Origin of the sequence: Enterobacter cloacae complex sp. 382A5, from assembly GCF_050031095.1 — a bacterium.
Taxonomy (GTDB): Bacteria; Pseudomonadota; Gammaproteobacteria; order Enterobacterales; family Enterobacteriaceae; genus Enterobacter; species Enterobacter cloacae.
In genome coordinates this window covers 3879245-3893592 of sequence record NZ_JBLGVK010000001.1, presented here as the reverse complement: position 1 = coordinate 3893592, position 14348 = coordinate 3879245, and the positions used below count along the sequence as shown (strand labels likewise).

15 protein-coding genes are annotated in these 14348 nt (G+C 54.7%); 8 read left to right on the top strand and 7 right to left on the bottom strand.

From position 1 onward, the window contains the following. Nucleotides 1-55: 55 nt before the first annotated feature. On the top strand, nucleotides 56-955 hold the full coding sequence (locus tag ACQG2G_RS18360; protein WP_023619917.1) for an AraC family transcriptional regulator: 900 nt from the start codon (nucleotides 56-58) through the stop codon (nucleotides 953-955). 45 nt (nucleotides 956-1000) lie between these two features. Here the strand turns inward: ACQG2G_RS18360 and yghB are convergent, their stop codons facing one another. Then, nucleotides 1001-1660 carry a DedA family general envelope maintenance protein YghB gene (yghB, locus tag ACQG2G_RS18355; RefSeq protein WP_013098714.1) on the bottom strand — a complete coding sequence of 220 codons (660 nt, stop codon included), beginning with the start codon at nucleotides 1658-1660 and terminating at the stop codon, nucleotides 1001-1003. 142 nt (nucleotides 1661-1802) lie between these two features. Beyond that, on the bottom strand, nucleotides 1803-2990 hold the full coding sequence (gene metC, locus ACQG2G_RS18350; RefSeq protein WP_061771386.1) for a cystathionine beta-lyase: 1188 nt from the start codon (nucleotides 2988-2990) through the stop codon (nucleotides 1803-1805). Nucleotides 2991-3241: 251 nt separating this feature from the next. Here metC and exbB point away from each other — a divergent pair, with 251 nt between their 5' ends. Both exbB and exbD read left to right on the top strand, forming a co-directional pair. Next, on the top strand, nucleotides 3242-3973 hold the full coding sequence (gene exbB, locus ACQG2G_RS18345; protein ID WP_013098712.1) for a tol-pal system-associated acyl-CoA thioesterase: 732 nt from the start codon (nucleotides 3242-3244) through the stop codon (nucleotides 3971-3973). Nucleotides 3974-3979: 6 nt separating this feature from the next. Beyond that, entirely contained in the window at nucleotides 3980-4405 is a 426-nt protein-coding gene (exbD, locus tag ACQG2G_RS18340; protein WP_061771384.1) for a TonB system transport protein ExbD, read from the top strand. Between the two features lie 42 nt (nucleotides 4406-4447). On the opposite strand, the gene ACQG2G_RS18335 is transcribed toward exbD, so the two are convergent. Continuing rightward, the gene (locus tag ACQG2G_RS18335; protein WP_029883022.1) at nucleotides 4448-4897 is read right to left on the bottom strand and encodes a hypothetical protein; all 450 of its coding nucleotides are present in this window, start codon (nucleotides 4895-4897) and stop codon (nucleotides 4448-4450) included. Nucleotide 4898: 1 nt separating this feature from the next. Next, complete coding sequence (locus ACQG2G_RS18330) at nucleotides 4899-5303, bottom strand: hypothetical protein (RefSeq protein ID WP_020689505.1); 405 nt, start codon at nucleotides 5301-5303, stop codon at nucleotides 4899-4901. A gap of 104 nt (nucleotides 5304-5407) precedes the next feature. Between ACQG2G_RS18330 and ACQG2G_RS18325 the strand changes: the two genes are divergently transcribed. Both ACQG2G_RS18325 and ACQG2G_RS18320 read left to right on the top strand, forming a co-directional pair. Continuing rightward, complete coding sequence (locus ACQG2G_RS18325) at nucleotides 5408-5911, top strand: ESA_00282 family adhesion-associated protein (RefSeq protein ID WP_013098708.1); 504 nt, start codon at nucleotides 5408-5410, stop codon at nucleotides 5909-5911. Between the two features lie 72 nt (nucleotides 5912-5983). Beyond that, nucleotides 5984-6472: a TIGR00645 family protein gene (locus ACQG2G_RS18320; protein WP_013098707.1), complete on the top strand. Its 489-nt coding sequence runs from the start codon at nucleotides 5984-5986 to the stop codon at nucleotides 6470-6472. Nucleotides 6473-6520: 48 nt separating this feature from the next. On the opposite strand, the gene ACQG2G_RS18315 is transcribed toward ACQG2G_RS18320, so the two are convergent. Then, nucleotides 6521-7561 carry an aldo/keto reductase gene (locus ACQG2G_RS18315; RefSeq protein ID WP_023622102.1) on the bottom strand — a complete coding sequence of 347 codons (1041 nt, stop codon included), beginning with the start codon at nucleotides 7559-7561 and terminating at the stop codon, nucleotides 6521-6523. 246 nt (nucleotides 7562-7807) lie between these two features. Here ACQG2G_RS18315 and ACQG2G_RS18310 point away from each other — a divergent pair, with 246 nt between their 5' ends. Next, complete coding sequence (locus tag ACQG2G_RS18310) at nucleotides 7808-9355, top strand: methyl-accepting chemotaxis protein (RefSeq protein WP_029882958.1); 1548 nt, start codon at nucleotides 7808-7810, stop codon at nucleotides 9353-9355. 271 nt (nucleotides 9356-9626) lie between these two features. Here ACQG2G_RS18310 and ACQG2G_RS18305 read toward each other — a convergent pair whose 3' ends face one another. Further along, the gene (locus tag ACQG2G_RS18305; RefSeq protein ID WP_048971475.1) at nucleotides 9627-9959 is read right to left on the bottom strand and encodes a glycine zipper domain-containing protein; all 333 of its coding nucleotides are present in this window, start codon (nucleotides 9957-9959) and stop codon (nucleotides 9627-9629) included. 160 nt (nucleotides 9960-10119) lie between these two features. Next, on the bottom strand, nucleotides 10120-10989 hold the full coding sequence (yghU, locus tag ACQG2G_RS18300) for a glutathione-dependent disulfide-bond oxidoreductase (protein ID WP_013098701.1): 870 nt from the start codon (nucleotides 10987-10989) through the stop codon (nucleotides 10120-10122). A 180-nt stretch (nucleotides 10990-11169) separates the two neighbouring features. Here yghU and gss point away from each other — a divergent pair, with 180 nt between their 5' ends. Both gss and ACQG2G_RS18290 read left to right on the top strand, forming a co-directional pair. After that, entirely contained in the window at nucleotides 11170-13032 is a 1863-nt protein-coding gene (gene gss / locus ACQG2G_RS18295; RefSeq protein WP_061771382.1) for a bifunctional glutathionylspermidine amidase/synthase, read from the top strand. Nucleotides 13033-13189: 157 nt separating this feature from the next. Continuing rightward, nucleotides 13190-14296 (top strand): hypothetical protein, encoded by a 1107-nt coding sequence (locus ACQG2G_RS18290; RefSeq protein WP_061773026.1) that lies wholly within the window; start codon nucleotides 13190-13192, stop codon nucleotides 14294-14296. Nucleotides 14297-14348 lie beyond the last annotated feature (52 nt).

The window sequence follows — 14348 nt, the reverse complement described above, 5'->3', positions numbered from 1 at the left end:
GTCAGGAAAATGCGCAGACTGTGAGGGCCGCAAACCGTACCCGGAGTAACGCTAAATGAACCGTGAAGCCATCTGTCTTCAGCTCACTTCGCAGATTAAACGACTGATTGATAAGCAAAATAACCCAGGCGAACTGCTGCCGGATATTCGCCTGCTCTACGGGACGCAGCCGGGAACGCGGACGCCGGTGATGTATCAGCCGGGCATCGTTTTTCTCTTTTCCGGCCATAAAATTGGTTATATCAATGAACGCGTGTTCCGTTATGACACCAATGAATATCTGCTGCTGACAGTACCTTTACCCTTCGAATGTGAAACCTTCGCGACAGAGGAAGTACCGCTGGCGGGGATCCGCGTAAATGTCGATATTCTTCAGCTTCAGGAGCTGCTGATGGACATTGGCGAAGACGAGCTTTTCCAGCCGTCGATGGCGGCGAGCGGCATTAACTCTGCCACGCTGTCAGAGGAGATCCTCTGTGCCATTGAGCGTCTGCTGGACGTGATGGAGAGGCCGCTGGATGCGCGTATTCTGGGTAAGCAAATCATCCGCGAAATTCTCTATCATGTGCTGCTGGGGCCGGGTGGCGGGGCACTACTGGCGCTGGTCAGTCGGCAGACCCACTTCAGCCTGATAAGCCGCGTGCTCAAGCGCATCGAAAGCCAGTACACGGAAAACCTCAGCGTTGACCAGCTGGCGGCGGAAGCGAACATGAGCGTCTCGGCGTTTCACCACAACTTTAAGTCGGTGACCAGCACCTCGCCGCTGCAATACCTCAAAACCTACCGGCTGCATAAGGCGCGGATGCTGATGATCCACGACGGCATGAAGGCCAGCGCGGCGGCGATGCGGGTCGGGTATGAGAGTGCGTCGCAGTTTAGTCGGGAGTTTAAGCGCTACTTCGGCGTCACGCCGGGGGAAGATGCGTCACGCATCCGAACCATGCAGGGAGTCTGACGGCAAACGTAGGCCGGGTAAGCGATAGCGCCACCCGGCTTTTATTTATGCACTGCAGTACTTCTTCTTAATCACCACCGCAATCGTTCCCACCAGTCCAGCCACCAGCAGGAACATCGGCAGCACCATCAGGAAGGTCATTACCTGGTCTTCATGGTGCTTCACAAACGGGATCATGTTCAGCGCATAGCCGAGAGTGGTAACGACACCCACCCATAACAACGCGCTCAGCCAGTTGAAGAACTGGAAGCGGCGGTTCGACAGGCCGGAAATGCCTGCCATGGTGGGCAGCAGGGTGCGAACAAAGGCCAGAAAACGCCCGGCCAGCAAGGCCAGCAGGCCATGCCTGTCAAACATGCAGGTCGCACGCTGATGGTATTTATGCGGTAGCTGCGCCAGCCAGCCCTTCACGACGCGCGTGTTGCCGAGCCAGCGGCCCTGCAGATAGCTCAGCCAGCAGCCCAGGCTTGCCGCGGAGGTGAGGATCACCATGGTCGGCGCGAAGTCCATGACACCTTTACCGATTAACGCCCCCGCAAGCAAAAGGAGGCTATCACCGGGTAAAAATGAGGCTGGCAGTAATCCATTTTCCAGAAACAGGGTCGCGAACATCACGAAATAGACGATACCTACAACGTGAGGATCGGTCAGTGCGGCGAAGTCGTGTTGCCAGAGCGCCGCGATAATATCTTGAATAACAGCCATGGACTTTCCTGTGGAACAACAGATATAGCACTATTGTACTCCCTTATTTGCCCGATGGGGTTGATCGCGGGCGCAACTAATGCAGACTTTTCTGGTGGCGGTGTCCACAAAAGCATCCATGGAGTACATGTTTGCCAGCACTCTACACGATACGCGCAAACCCTGCTGCTAAATCGGCAATTAAATCGTCCGCGTTTTCTAAACCGATATGCAGGCGAATCAGGGTGCCGCTGAAGTCCACTTCACCGCCAGGGCGCAGGGCCGCAATCTGCTCCGGCTGATTAGGCAGGATCAGGGATTCAAACCCGCCCCAGGAGTAGGCCATGCTGAAGAGGGTAAAATTATCCAGATAGCTTGCCAGCTCGTCATTATTCAGCCGTTTTTTTAGAACGAATGAGAACAAACCGCTGCTGCCCGTAAAGTCTCGTTGCCAGAATTCATGCCCTTTACTGCCCGGCAGTGCCGGATGGTTGACGCGCTCAACCTGCGGGTGCTGCGCCAGCCACCCGGCTATCTTCAGGCTGCTTTCGTGATGCTGACGCAGGCGCACCCCCAGCGTGCGAATGCCGCGGCTGGTCATGTAGGCGGTATCGGCATCGACCATCTGCCCCATCAGGTAGGCATTTTCCCGCAGCTGATCCCAGCAGCGGGCGTTAGACACGGCCGTGCCGATCATCCCGTCTGAGTGGCCAATCAGATATTTGGTCGCCGCCTGAATGGAGATATCAATGTCGAATTCCAGCGCTTTAAACAGCACGCCTGCCGCCCAGGTGTTGTCGATCATGATAATCGCCTCTGGCGCTTTGCGGCGCACGGCTTTCACAATGGCCGGCACGTCGTGTACTTCCATGGTGATCGAACCCGGAGATTCCAGGAACACAATGCGCGTGTTGGGCTGAATAAGCTCTGCGATGCCTTCGCCAATCAGCGGATCGAACCAGCCCGTGGTTACGCCGAGTCGGGAGAGGATTTTGGTGCAGAAATCCTGACTCGGTTCATAGGCGGTGTTGGTCATCAGAATATGGTCGCCCTGTTCCACGAACGCCAGAATGGTGTTGGCGACTGCCGCCGCACCGCACGGAAACAGCGCACAGCCTGCGCCGCCTTCCAGCTCGCACATGGCTTCCTGCAGTGAGAAGTGGGTTAGCGTGCCACGACGTCCGTAAAACAGCCCGCCTTTGGCGCGGTTACGCGTGGCGATTTTTTTGTCCTCTACGGTATCAAACACCAGCGAGGAGGCCCGTTGGATCACGCTGTTCACCGAACCCTGAGTATATTTCTTGCTGCGCCCGGCCTGTACCAGCGTGGTATCAAGATGCTTCTTGGTCATGTTCGCTAACCCTGTTTTTATACGTCTGGACGTCCAGACTACCACGAAAGTGAAAATCTACACCCGGATGCTTATCGAATAAGCAGAAAATATTAGCAAAAAACCGCATAAGAAATTTTTACTGCGTAAGCGCAAGGAATATGAGCGAAAATTGCGGCACTATGTAAATAGTAATGAGAACGACTATCAATTCGACGATGTTTTGATATTATTACGTTCAGATTTTGTGATTTGCGTCCTGGAGATACAGAGTGGGTAATAATTTGATGCAGACGGATCTCTCCGTTTGGGGCATGTATCATCATGCTGACATCGTGGTTAAGATTGTGATGATCGGCCTGATTCTGGCGTCCGTGATCACGTGGGCTATCTTCTTTGGCAAGAGCGCCGAGCTGATTTCTCAGAAGCGCCGCCTCAAGCGTGAGCAACAGCAGCTGGCTGAAGCCCGCTCTCTGGATCAGGCGTCTGATATGACCTCATCCTTCCACGCGAAAAGCCTGACCACCCTGTTAGTTAACGAAGCGCAAAACGAGCTGGAACTCTCCGCAGGCAGTGAAGATAACGAAGGTATTAAAGAACGTACCGGCTTCCGTCTGGAGCGTCGCGTCGCCGCCGTGGGTCGCCATATGGGCCGGGGCAATGGATATCTGGCGACCATCGGGGCCATCTCGCCGTTCGTGGGGCTGTTCGGTACGGTCTGGGGCATCATGAACAGCTTTATCGGGATTGCGCAAACCCAAACGACGAACCTGGCGGTAGTTGCACCGGGTATCGCCGAAGCGCTGCTGGCGACCGCTATCGGTCTGGTTGCGGCGATCCCTGCGGTGGTTATCTATAACGTCTTCGCGCGCATGATTGGCAGCTATAAAGCCACCCTCGGTGACGTCGCCGCGCAGGTTCTGCTGCTGCAAAGCCGCGATCTTGATCTGAATGCCAGTGCCGCTAAACCGGTGCACGCGGCGTCCAAACTGCGCGTAGGTTAATGAATTATGGCAATGCGTCTTAATGAAAATCTGGACGATAACGGCGAAATGCATGAAATCAACGTGACGCCGTTTATCGACGTTATGCTGGTTCTGCTGATTATCTTCATGGTTGCTGCGCCGCTGGCGACGGTCGACGTGAAGGTAAACCTGCCGGCCTCGTCCAGCCAGCCGCAGCCGCGCCCGGAAAAGCCCATCTATCTGTCGGTGAAAGCAGATAAATCGATGTTCCTCGGCAACGACCCGGTGACGGCTGACTCTGTCATCCCGGCGCTGGATCAGCTCACTGGCGGTAAGAAAGACACGACGGTCTTATTCCGTGCGGATAAAACCGTTGATTACGAGACCATGATGAAGGTCATGGATACGCTGCATCAGGCGGGTTATCTGAAGATTGGGCTGGTCGGCGAAGAGAAAGCGGCCGCGAAATAACGAAGAAGCTGGCGAAAGCCGGCTTTTTTTATGCCTGTCGGGTTATTCGTGTTTGTTATCCGTCGACGCGGGAGAGAGGGCTGCCAGCGCGTCCTCGTCAAGCGCGACGCTGGTGACGTTTGAGGTACGATACTCGCCGTCGGACAGTTTGCGCGTCAGGCGCAGGGTCGCGGTTTCTCTGGCCAGCAGATACTGATAATTGGCCTCCAGACGCCCCAGAAGCTTCTCTTTCAGCTCGGGCCGTTGTTCGATGATGGCATTCATCACGGCGCCGTAAATCTCTTCCTTGACCTGTAAGGGATAAATCTCGCGGCGGTTCTGCCATTTCAGGCGCACCAGCGTCGCCGGAATGGAAACCAGATCCTGGGTAATACGCGTCATCTCGGCGTTTTTGGTGTTACGCAAAGCCTCGAGATTTTGCTTTAAGATAAATTCGTCACTTTTTTTCTCATCTAAAGTCAAATAGACATCGTTATCTTTAACGTCTTTCACATTAATCTTCCCCCAGGTTATAAAAAATAGGGTTGTTTTTTTCTCGCGTAATTAGATTAAGCCAAATTTCATTGCCCGCTTCATTTATTTCTTTGGTCTTTTCGGCCATTATTTGACTTAGTTTCTGGGCATCTATTTCGCCTTCTGCCTGCAGGTCATTCAACAGGTGGACCAAGGCTTCAATTTTGATGGCGCGAAATAAGCGATCCTTTATATGACGATCGTGCTCTTCCAGCAACATATTACGGGATTTGCCGCTACGGGAAACACCAATTAATATGTCAGGCTCAAAATCAGCGAGCTTTCTTTTTCCCTGAGTGAAATTAGCCTCTTTTTCTGCTTCCGTCGGTTGCTGTTCCACAGGCGTGATGTGGTACTTAGCCGGGACGAGATAGTCGGGCAACATTTTTTAATTTCCTTTAATTTCAACAAGGTGGGGAAGATAAAGGCGTGAGATTCGTTGACAATATCATGAGGCAATTTTAAAATCAAAAAAAATGGAGCCAACCCATGAACAGCATCTTTTTTACGGTCATTACATTACTATTACTGACCGCTGGTGTTCTTTTATTGATGCAGGAGTTCAATAAAACGAAAGAGTCGAAAGACACCAGTGAAACCCCACAGCCTGAACTGATGACTAAAGAGGAAGGTGAAGACCATTTCTCTGTTTTGATGAACTCGGTGACGCCGGTTTGGTACTGGCGGGTGAACCATGAATATATCGACTTTTTGCACGCGACAATAAAGCGGATGAAAATGTCGGAAATTAATGACACGCCGGGCCTGTTTGAAGCGCAGCGTCGCTGCAGTGACCTGAATTCAGCGGTCTATAAATATTACGACAATATCAAAAAGCGCTGTCTGAATGGTGAGAAGGTCTCGTATTCCGATTTAGACGTATTAAACCTGCGTCAGTGCTTTCGCGAGTTCAGCCTGGAAGCCTATCCGGAGCTGGTGGTGCTGGTCTGGCCGGAGTATGCGCGCCCTGAGGTGGATCCTGACAACGTGTAATGGTTAGTTGTTGCAAACAGTTAGCGCCGTTGCGATATACTGAGTGCTGGTTTCGTTTGCAGACAGGACTTTATGGAACGCTTCTTTGAAAACGCTATGTACGCCTCGCGCTGGATACTGGCACCCGTCTATTTTGGCCTTTCGCTGGCGCTGATTGCGCTCACGATTAAGTTCTTCCAGGAAATCTTGCATGTTCTGCCGAACATCTTTTCCATTGCCGAAGCAGATTTGATTCTGGTTCTGCTGTCACTGGTGGATATGACGCTGGTGGGGGGCTTACTGGTGATGGTGATGTTCTCTGGCTATGAGAATTTTGTCTCCCAGCTTGATATCGACGCGCGTAAAGAAAAGCTGAGCTGGCTGGGCAAAATGGATGCCACGTCGCTGAAGAATAAAGTGGCCGCCTCGATTGTGGCGATCTCCTCCATCCACCTGTTACGCGTGTTCATGGACGCAAAGAATGTCCCGGACAACAAACTGATGTGGTATGTCATTATCCATCTCACGTTTGTGCTTTCGGCGTTTGTGATGGGGTATCTGGATAAGATCAGCAAGAAGTAATTTCCTTCTTAACCACCCTCTCCCTGTGGGAGAGGGCAACAGACCGCACTATTTATCCGACGACGCCTGCCACAGATTCAACTCTCCATCCGCAACATGCTTATCAATGCGTATCAGCTCCTCTTCGCTAAAGCGCAGGTTTTTCAGCGCCTGAACATTCTCTTCCAGCTGTTCCGGGCGGCTCGCACCAATCAGCACGGACGTTACGCGCTCATCTTTCAGCAGCCAGCTTAGCGCCATCTGCGCCATTGTCTGACCACGTGCCTGTGCCATCTCATTGAGCAAGCGCAGACTGTTCAGATTGGCTTCGGTCAGCATCTTCTGCGTCAGCCCGCGCACTTTATTCCCCTCGCGCTGCATCCGCGAACCTTCAGGAATACCGTTGAGGTATTTTCCGGTCAGCAACCCCTGCGCCAGTGGGGTAAACGCAATACAGCCAGTACCGTTTTGCTTTAGCGTCTCCAGCAGGCCGGTTTTATCCACCCAGCGGTTAAGCAGGTTGTACGACGGCTGATGGATGAGCAGTGGGATTTTCCATTCGCGAAGCAGGTCAGCCATTTTCTGCGTGCGCGCCGTTGAATAGGACGAAATTCCGACATACAGCGCTTTACCGCTCTGCACCGCATGGGCCAGCGCGGCAGCGGTCTCTTCCATCGGCGTGTTCTCGTCCACGCGATGGGAATAGAAAATATCGACATATTCCAGACCCATACGCTTCAGGCTCTGGTCGAGGCTGGCGAGCAGATATTTGCGCGAGCCGCCCGAGCCATACGGTCCCGGCCACATGTCGTAACCCGCTTTGGTGGAGATAATCAGCTCGTCGCGACAGGCGGCAAAATCCTCCCGCAGCAGGCGACCAAAGTTCTCTTCCGCGCTCCCCGCAGGCGGGCCGTAGTTATTGGCAAGATCGAAATGGGTGATACCGAGGTCGAAGGCTTTACGCAGTAGCGCACGCTGGGTGTCGAGCGGCTGAACGTGGCCGAAGCTATGCCACAGGCCAAGCGACAGCGCAGGCAGGCGCAGCCCGCTTTTGCCACAGTAGCGGTACTGCATATTTTCATAACGGCCGGGGTTAGGGTGCCAGGACATGATGTCTCCTTTCTTATCGATGAATTTTCGAAACAGCGTTTTCATTCTTTGATTATCAAACCATAAATCTGTTCGTGAAGCGATGTCGCGGCGGGAAAGGCCTCTAAGCGTTAATCGGTGCTGTGGTACCTGTGAAGTCACGCTAACGAAAAATAGTTACAAAAGGTTATAATTTCCGCGTTTCCTGCCGATAACGAGAGTAGTACTCGCCTCTGGGCGAACTCACCCTCACGGCAAGGAACACTTATGAACATGCTCCGTAATTTCACGATCCGTTTCGTCATGCTGACGATCCTGGGGATCTTTTGTTTAATGTGGGCAGGCGTTGGACTCTACAGCACCTGGTCCCTCTCTCGCGTTTCGGATGGCAATGAAGTCGATCGCCAGCTGGTGAAACAGATGACCATACTCAGCCAGGGCAACGATCAGTATTTCCGCTTTGTCACCCGACTGAGCCGCGCGATGGAAGTCAAAGCCGCCGGCGGTACGCCGGATCTGGCCTCCGCCCAGCAGGCGCTGGATAACATGGGCAAAAAACTGGCCGAGATGAAAGCGATCTCTCCGGGGCCGATGGATGAACAGGTCTCCTCCCGGGTGATCGGCACCTGGCAGGCGCTGCTCGAGCAGGGCGTTACGCCACAAATGCAGCAGGCGAAGCTGGGCGCGCTGGATGGTTATCGCCAGCAGGCTAATAACGTCACGCCACAGCTGAGCCGCGCGTTCGGTGCGGCCGCTGAGGAGTTCAATAACGCCGCTGCAAAGACCCTCGACAGTACCCGCGTAGTGGTGGATGGCCTGACCAGCATGACCCGCACGGTGATTATTGCCGCCACCGTGATTGGTCTGCTGATCCTGCTCTTTAGCGACCGTTACCTGGTGGCGATGCTGGTGAAACCGCTGGACCGAATTCGTCAGCAGTTCCGCCAGATTGCGCAGGGCGATCTCAGCCAGCCCATTGAACCGTTTGGTCGTAATTGTGTGGGACAACTGGTGCCGTTGCTGAGTGCCATGCAGGACAGCCTGCGCGAGGCGGTTAGCACGATCCGCGCGGGCAGTGAAAATATCTGGCGCGGGGCGACCGAGATCTCCAGCGGTAACAACGATCTCTCCTCCCGTACCGAAGAGCAGGCTGCCGCGCTGGAAGAGACAGCAGCCAGCATGGAGCAACTCACTGCCACCGTGAAGCTGAACGCCGAAAGCGCACGTCAGGCAAGCCAGCTGGCGGATGTGGCATCGACCACGGCCAGCCGCGGTGGCTCGCTGGTGGAGGAGGTGGTGACCACCATGAGCGGTATTTCCGACAGCTCGAAGAAAATTGCTGAAATCACCACCGTGATTAACAGTATCGCCTTCCAGACCAATATCCTGGCGCTCAACGCAGCAGTGGAAGCGGCGCGAGCGGGTGAGCAAGGCCGTGGCTTTGCCGTGGTGGCAGGTGAGGTGCGTAATCTGGCCAGCCGCAGCGCCAACGCGGCGAAAGAGATTGAAGGGCTGATTGCCGATTCCGTCGCTCGCGTCGAGCAGGGGGCTCAACTGGTGAACGACACGGGGACCACCATGGAAGCGATTCTGCGCGATGTAACGGAAGTGACCACCATCATGAAGCAGATTGCGTCAGCCTCTGAGGAGCAAAGCAAAGGCATTTCCCAGGTCGGGGTTGCCATTACGCAGATGGACGGTGTGACCCAGCAAAACGCCTCGCTGGTGGAGCAGGTCTCCGCCGCGGCAGCGGCACTTGAGCGGCAGACCGAAGAGCTTCAGCGTTCGGTGCAGAAGTTCCGTCTCACGGCATAATGTTGCGGTTGGTTGCCTGACCAGAGAAAACAAGAAACCCAGCGTAAGCGCTGGGTTCAGGCTGCTGACATCGTGCGAGATGTGCCCCTCGCCCGGCGGCGCTACGCTTGCACGGGCCTACAACGAACAGTGCCAATTTATTGATATTGTTGTCGATTGTAGACCGGGTCAGCGTAGCGCCACCCGGCAAAACAAGCGGTTCAGTTGTTGATAGCGGGGGGGTGTCATTAAACTCAACCTACCGGCTCGAAAAGCAGAACCACGGCGTTTATCAGTGTGTCGCTTCACCAATCAGCGCGCCTGAACCCGCACCCACAGCGGCACCTTTCAGCACGCTGTTGCCCGTCACGGCAGCGGCACCTGCACCAACAACAGCGCCTACGGCACCGCCTTTACGCGCGGCTTTACCTTTGTCACCGTTTTTGAACATCGCACCCGTGCCTGCACCCACGACCGCGCCGCCTACGGTGGATTTCAGATCTTTACCTGTGGCCGCCCCAATCGCCGCGCCTGCTACCGCACCGGCGGCGGTTTTATCCATCGCCATACCTGAGGTAGAAAAAAGAAGGATGCTGATCACCAGCGCTGTATTGATTGCTTTCATAACAAATCCTTTGTGACTGCTGTCGGTTGAAACGTCGCTTCTCGCCGTCTGGCTGGAGAAAAACGTCCGCATAGTGCCAGTAATACCGGCCCAACCCTTAAGCTAATCATGCCCTGGGCAAGGATTTGCGCGACCGGGCGGTTACCCGCCCGGCAGTGCATCACGCCTGACGCTTATCTTCGGTTTTGGTCTCGAAGTCGCTCGCCGCGTGGCGTTCGTGGAGTTGCTCGTTAAGCTCGCCGTTGGTGCGGTTCACAATCCGTCCGCGCTTCACGGCAGGACGGTTCGCTACGTCTTTCGCCCAGCGCTGGACGTTGGTGTACTTCTCTGCGTCCAGGAACTCGGCGGCGTTGTAGACGCTGCCCAGCGCCACGCAGCCAAACCACGGCCAGACCGCCATATCGGCGATGGTATATTCTTCACCCGCCACGTAACGGCCGCGGGCGAGCTGTTTATCCAGTACGTCGAACAGGCGCTTGGCTTCCATCGTGAAGCGGTCAATCGCGTACTCGATCTTCACCGGCGCATAGTTGTAGAAATGGCCGAAACCGCCACCGAGGAACGGGGCCGCGCCCTGCAGCCAGAACAGCCAGTTCAGGGTTTCCGTGCGGCCAGCCGGATCTTTTGGCAGGAAATGCCCGAACTTCTCTGCCAGATAGAGCAGGATGTTGCCGGATTCAAATACGCGCGTTGGCGGGGTGGTGGAGTGGTCACGAAGCGCCGGTATTTTCGAGTTCGGGTTCACCTCAACAAAGCCACTGGAGAACTGATCGCCTTCACCGATGCGGATCAGCCACGCGTCGTACTCCGCGCCCGTTACGCCCAGCGCCAGCAGCTCTTCGAGCATGATCGTCACTTTCTGGCCGTTCGGCGTGCCCAGGGAGTAAAGCTGCAGCGGGTGCGAACCGACGGGCAGATCTTTCTCATGCGTGGCACCAGAAACAGGACGGTTGATGTTGGCGAACGCCCCGCCGCCGTTCTTTTTCCATTCCCACACTTTGGGTGGCTGATAGGTATTTTCGTCTGACATGTTGGCCTGCCTTTTTTGTGATGTGTTGAGGCAGTGTAGCAGGAGATGAATAGACCGTTTAACGAACTGAGCGCAAAGGCCAGGGGAGGTGTATGATAACCCTACCTCTGTCAGGTTAATTACAACGTGCAGACGACAACCCTTCCAAAAATTGCCGCCTGCCTGTTTTAGGTTGGATACATGCGTAAAGGAAAGTTAAGCAGTGATGCGCCATTCGGGACGTTGTTAGGCTATGCGCCCGGTGGCGTGGCGATTTACTCTTCAAATTACGGCAGTCTGGACCCGCGTAAGTACCCGCAAGACGCGGATTTCCGCAGCTATATCGGCAACGAATACATGGGCCACAAGTGGCAGTGTGTGGAGTTCGCCCGCCGTTTTCTGTTCCTCAACTATGGCTTTGTGTTTACCGATGTCGGGATGGCGTGGGAGATCTTCTCCCTGCGCTTTTTGCGCCAGGTGGTGAACGATAATATTCTGCCGTTACAGGCTTTTGCCAACGGTTCGAAACGTGCGCCGCAGGCCGGGGCGCTGCTTATCTGGCAAAAGGGCGGCGAGTTCCATGAAACCGGCCATGTCGCGGTAATCACCCAGCTTTTAGATGGTAAGGTCCGTATTGCCGAGCAGAATGTTATTCACTCCCCGCTTCCGCTCGGACAGCAGTGGACCCGTGAGCTGCGCATGACTGTTGAGAACGGCTGTTACACGCTTCATGACACCTTCAGCGATACTGAAATCCTTGGCTGGATGATCCAGACGGACGACACGGAGCACAGCATTCTCCAGCCCGAACCTGACGGCGAACTGCTGAAAATCAGCGGTGCGCGGTTGAAGAATAAACGTCAATACGACGGAAAATGGCTCAACGAAAATGACGCCCTGCAGCAGGCCTACATCCGCGCCAACGGCCACGTTATTAATAACGATCCCTGCCACTATTTCACGATTACCGAAAGCGCCGAGCAGGAGCTGATTAAAGCGACCAATGAACTGCATCTGATGTACCTGCATGCCACCGACAAAGTGCTGAAAGATGATAACTTACTGGCGCTTTTCGACATCCCCAAAATCCTCTGGCCGCGCCTGCGTCTCTCCTGGCAGTGGCGTCGCCACCATATGATCACTGGTCGTATGGATTTCTGTATGGATGAGCGCGGCATTAAGGTTTACGAGTACAACGCTGATTCCGCCTCCTGCCACACCGAGGGCGGGTTAATTCTGGAAGAGTGGGTCAAAAACGGTTATCGCGGCAATGGGCACAACCCGGCAGAAGGTCTGCTGGAAGAGCTGACCGGCGCATGGAAACACAGCCATGCGCGTCCGTTCGTGCACATCATGCAGGACAACGATGTCGAAGAAGACTACCACGCGCTCTTTATTCAGCGCTCGCTGCTGCAGGCCGGGTTTGACACCAAAATTCTGCACGGTCTGGGCGCGCTGAGCTGGGATGCTGCCGGGCAGTTAATCGACGACGAAGGTCGCCACGTCAACTGCGTGTGGAAAACCTGGGCGTGGGAGACGGCAATCGAGCAGATTCGGGAGGTCAGCGAAACCGAATACGCTGCCGTGCCGATCCGCACCGGCCACCCGGCAGGCGAGGTGCGGCTGATTGACGTCCTGCTGCGCCCGGAAGTGCTGGTGTTTGAACCACTGTGGACGGTGATCCCAGGCAATAAGGCGATCCTGCCGGTGCTGTGGCAGTTGTTCCCGAACCACCGCTACCTGCTCGATACCGATTTTGAGGTTAACGAACTGCTGAAGCAGACCGGTTATGCCGTCAAACCCATTGCCGGCCGTTGCGGCAGTAATATCGATCTGATCAGCGCCCAGGATGAACTGCTGGATAAATCCAGCGGCAAGTTTGTCGATCGCAAGAATATCTACCAGCAGCTGTGGTGTTTGCCGAAGGTGGACGGCAAATATATTCAGGTCTGTACCTTTACCGTGGGCGGGAATTACGGCGGAACCTGCCTGCGTGGGGATGAAACGCTGGTGGTGAAAAAAGAGAGCGATATTGAACCGCTGATTGTGGTGAAGGATAAGTAACCGGGCAGTAACCGAGCCTTCGCAAGGATCGCTTGCGGAGGCTTTTCTTTGTCTCTCTCCACCCTCAGGTTCCTCCCTCAAATCCTGCCTCATGGAGGAAGATTTCTGGCTGCGGCCAGGCCAGGCTGATGATGACCCTCAACCTGATGGACAGCGTATGAACACTTTCACCCATGCCCGCCAGCAAGCCCAGCTCTCTTTTATTGACTCAGCAGAGAATATTGTCGTCGGTGACAGCCGCCATTGCCCGATGTCCCCTGAGAAATTAATGCAGCTTTCGTCTTCCGATCCCTGCGTCGTTGAATGCTTTGATGGCGGCCTTACCGCTCAGGTCCTGCATCTGTCTATTGATGGCAGACACTACACCCTCAAGCAGAAACGACACGAGGCGCTGGTGCGAAATACCGATGGCCAGACCTCGTTCCTCAATGAAGTACAGAGACGAGCTGATTTCACCCGGCTTAAAAACGATCCGTTGTGGGCGGGACGATTTGATCACATCGTACCGACGATTTATGCCAACTTTCGCCAGGGGATTATTCTCTCGCCCTGGTTGCCGGGCCACTCGCCAGTAAAGGTCGATGAAGATCTTTTTGAACAGGTTTTATCAACGCTAATGGCATGCGAAGAGGCCGGTCTTATGGAGTGGGATCTGTGTCCCGGCAATCTTCTTATGGATAACGGACATCTCTGGTTATTCGATTTCGGGTATATGTATCCTTTCCAGCCACTGCACAGCTACAACAGCAATGGCCTGCAGGATCCCCTCTTTCACGCCTGCGAGCGTTTTGAAACCCGCTTTTTCTTCGGAAGGCTGCTCGAAGAAAATCAGCCTGAAGCAGTGCAACTGTCGCAGTATCGTGCCCTGAAAAAAGTGGCCCTGAAGCATTATCGCCATAAAAGAGAAAAACTGGCGTCGCAAGGCGCGGATGCGGCGGTGCTCGTCTGGCTGGATGCGATTATTACCCGCTGGCAACAGGCACTGCGTGATAATCAAAGCCTGCAGCGCGGTTTCACCCTTGAGGCGTTTCGCTCACACGTTCTGGATGTCGAGGATGATTTACATGGGCAAAGCTGTACGCCACTGACCCTGAAAAGGATTGAGTACATTACTCAGTCGATCCAGGCGTGTTACGAGGTGCTTAACGAAGGCGGCGCGCTTTTTTACGATAATAAAGGTAAAAGTCAGAGAGCGTTACTGGAGCAATATCAACGCAAACGTCAGCTCGCCTGTGACGCTATGCAGCCACAGTATAAGCGCTGAGAGTGACCCGCAGAAACAGCATCCGCAGGGAGAACCTGCGGATGCCCGAGCC

Bases quoted from the DNA above. Each gene is read 5' to 3' on its own strand.
- ACQG2G_RS18325 (WP_013098708.1), top strand. From the start codon at position 5,408: ATGAACAGCATCTTTTTTACGGTCATTACATTACTATTACTGACCGCT.
- ACQG2G_RS18315 (WP_023622102.1), bottom strand. From the start codon at position 7,561: ATGTCCTGGCACCCTAACCCCGGCCGTTATGAAAATATGCAGTACCGC.
- exbD (WP_061771384.1), top strand. From the start codon at position 3,980: ATGGCAATGCGTCTTAATGAAAATCTGGACGATAACGGCGAAATGCAT.
- gss (WP_061771382.1), top strand. From the start codon at position 11,170: ATGCGTAAAGGAAAGTTAAGCAGTGATGCGCCATTCGGGACGTTGTTA.
- ACQG2G_RS18305 (WP_048971475.1), bottom strand. From the start codon at position 9,959: ATGAAAGCAATCAATACAGCGCTGGTGATCAGCATCCTTCTTTTTTCT.
- metC (WP_061771386.1), bottom strand. From the start codon at position 2,990: ATGACCAAGAAGCATCTTGATACCACGCTGGTACAGGCCGGGCGCAGC.
- ACQG2G_RS18360 (WP_023619917.1), top strand. From the start codon at position 56: ATGAACCGTGAAGCCATCTGTCTTCAGCTCACTTCGCAGATTAAACGA.
- ACQG2G_RS18290 (WP_061773026.1), top strand. From the start codon at position 13,190: ATGAACACTTTCACCCATGCCCGCCAGCAAGCCCAGCTCTCTTTTATT.
- ACQG2G_RS18310 (WP_029882958.1), top strand. From the start codon at position 7,808: ATGAACATGCTCCGTAATTTCACGATCCGTTTCGTCATGCTGACGATC.
- ACQG2G_RS18320 (WP_013098707.1), top strand. From the start codon at position 5,984: ATGGAACGCTTCTTTGAAAACGCTATGTACGCCTCGCGCTGGATACTG.
- ACQG2G_RS18330 (WP_020689505.1), bottom strand. From the start codon at position 5,303: ATGTTGCCCGACTATCTCGTCCCGGCTAAGTACCACATCACGCCTGTG.
- yghU (WP_013098701.1), bottom strand. From the start codon at position 10,989: ATGTCAGACGAAAATACCTATCAGCCACCCAAAGTGTGGGAATGGAAA.
- yghB (WP_013098714.1), bottom strand. From the start codon at position 1,660: ATGGCTGTTATTCAAGATATTATCGCGGCGCTCTGGCAACACGACTTC.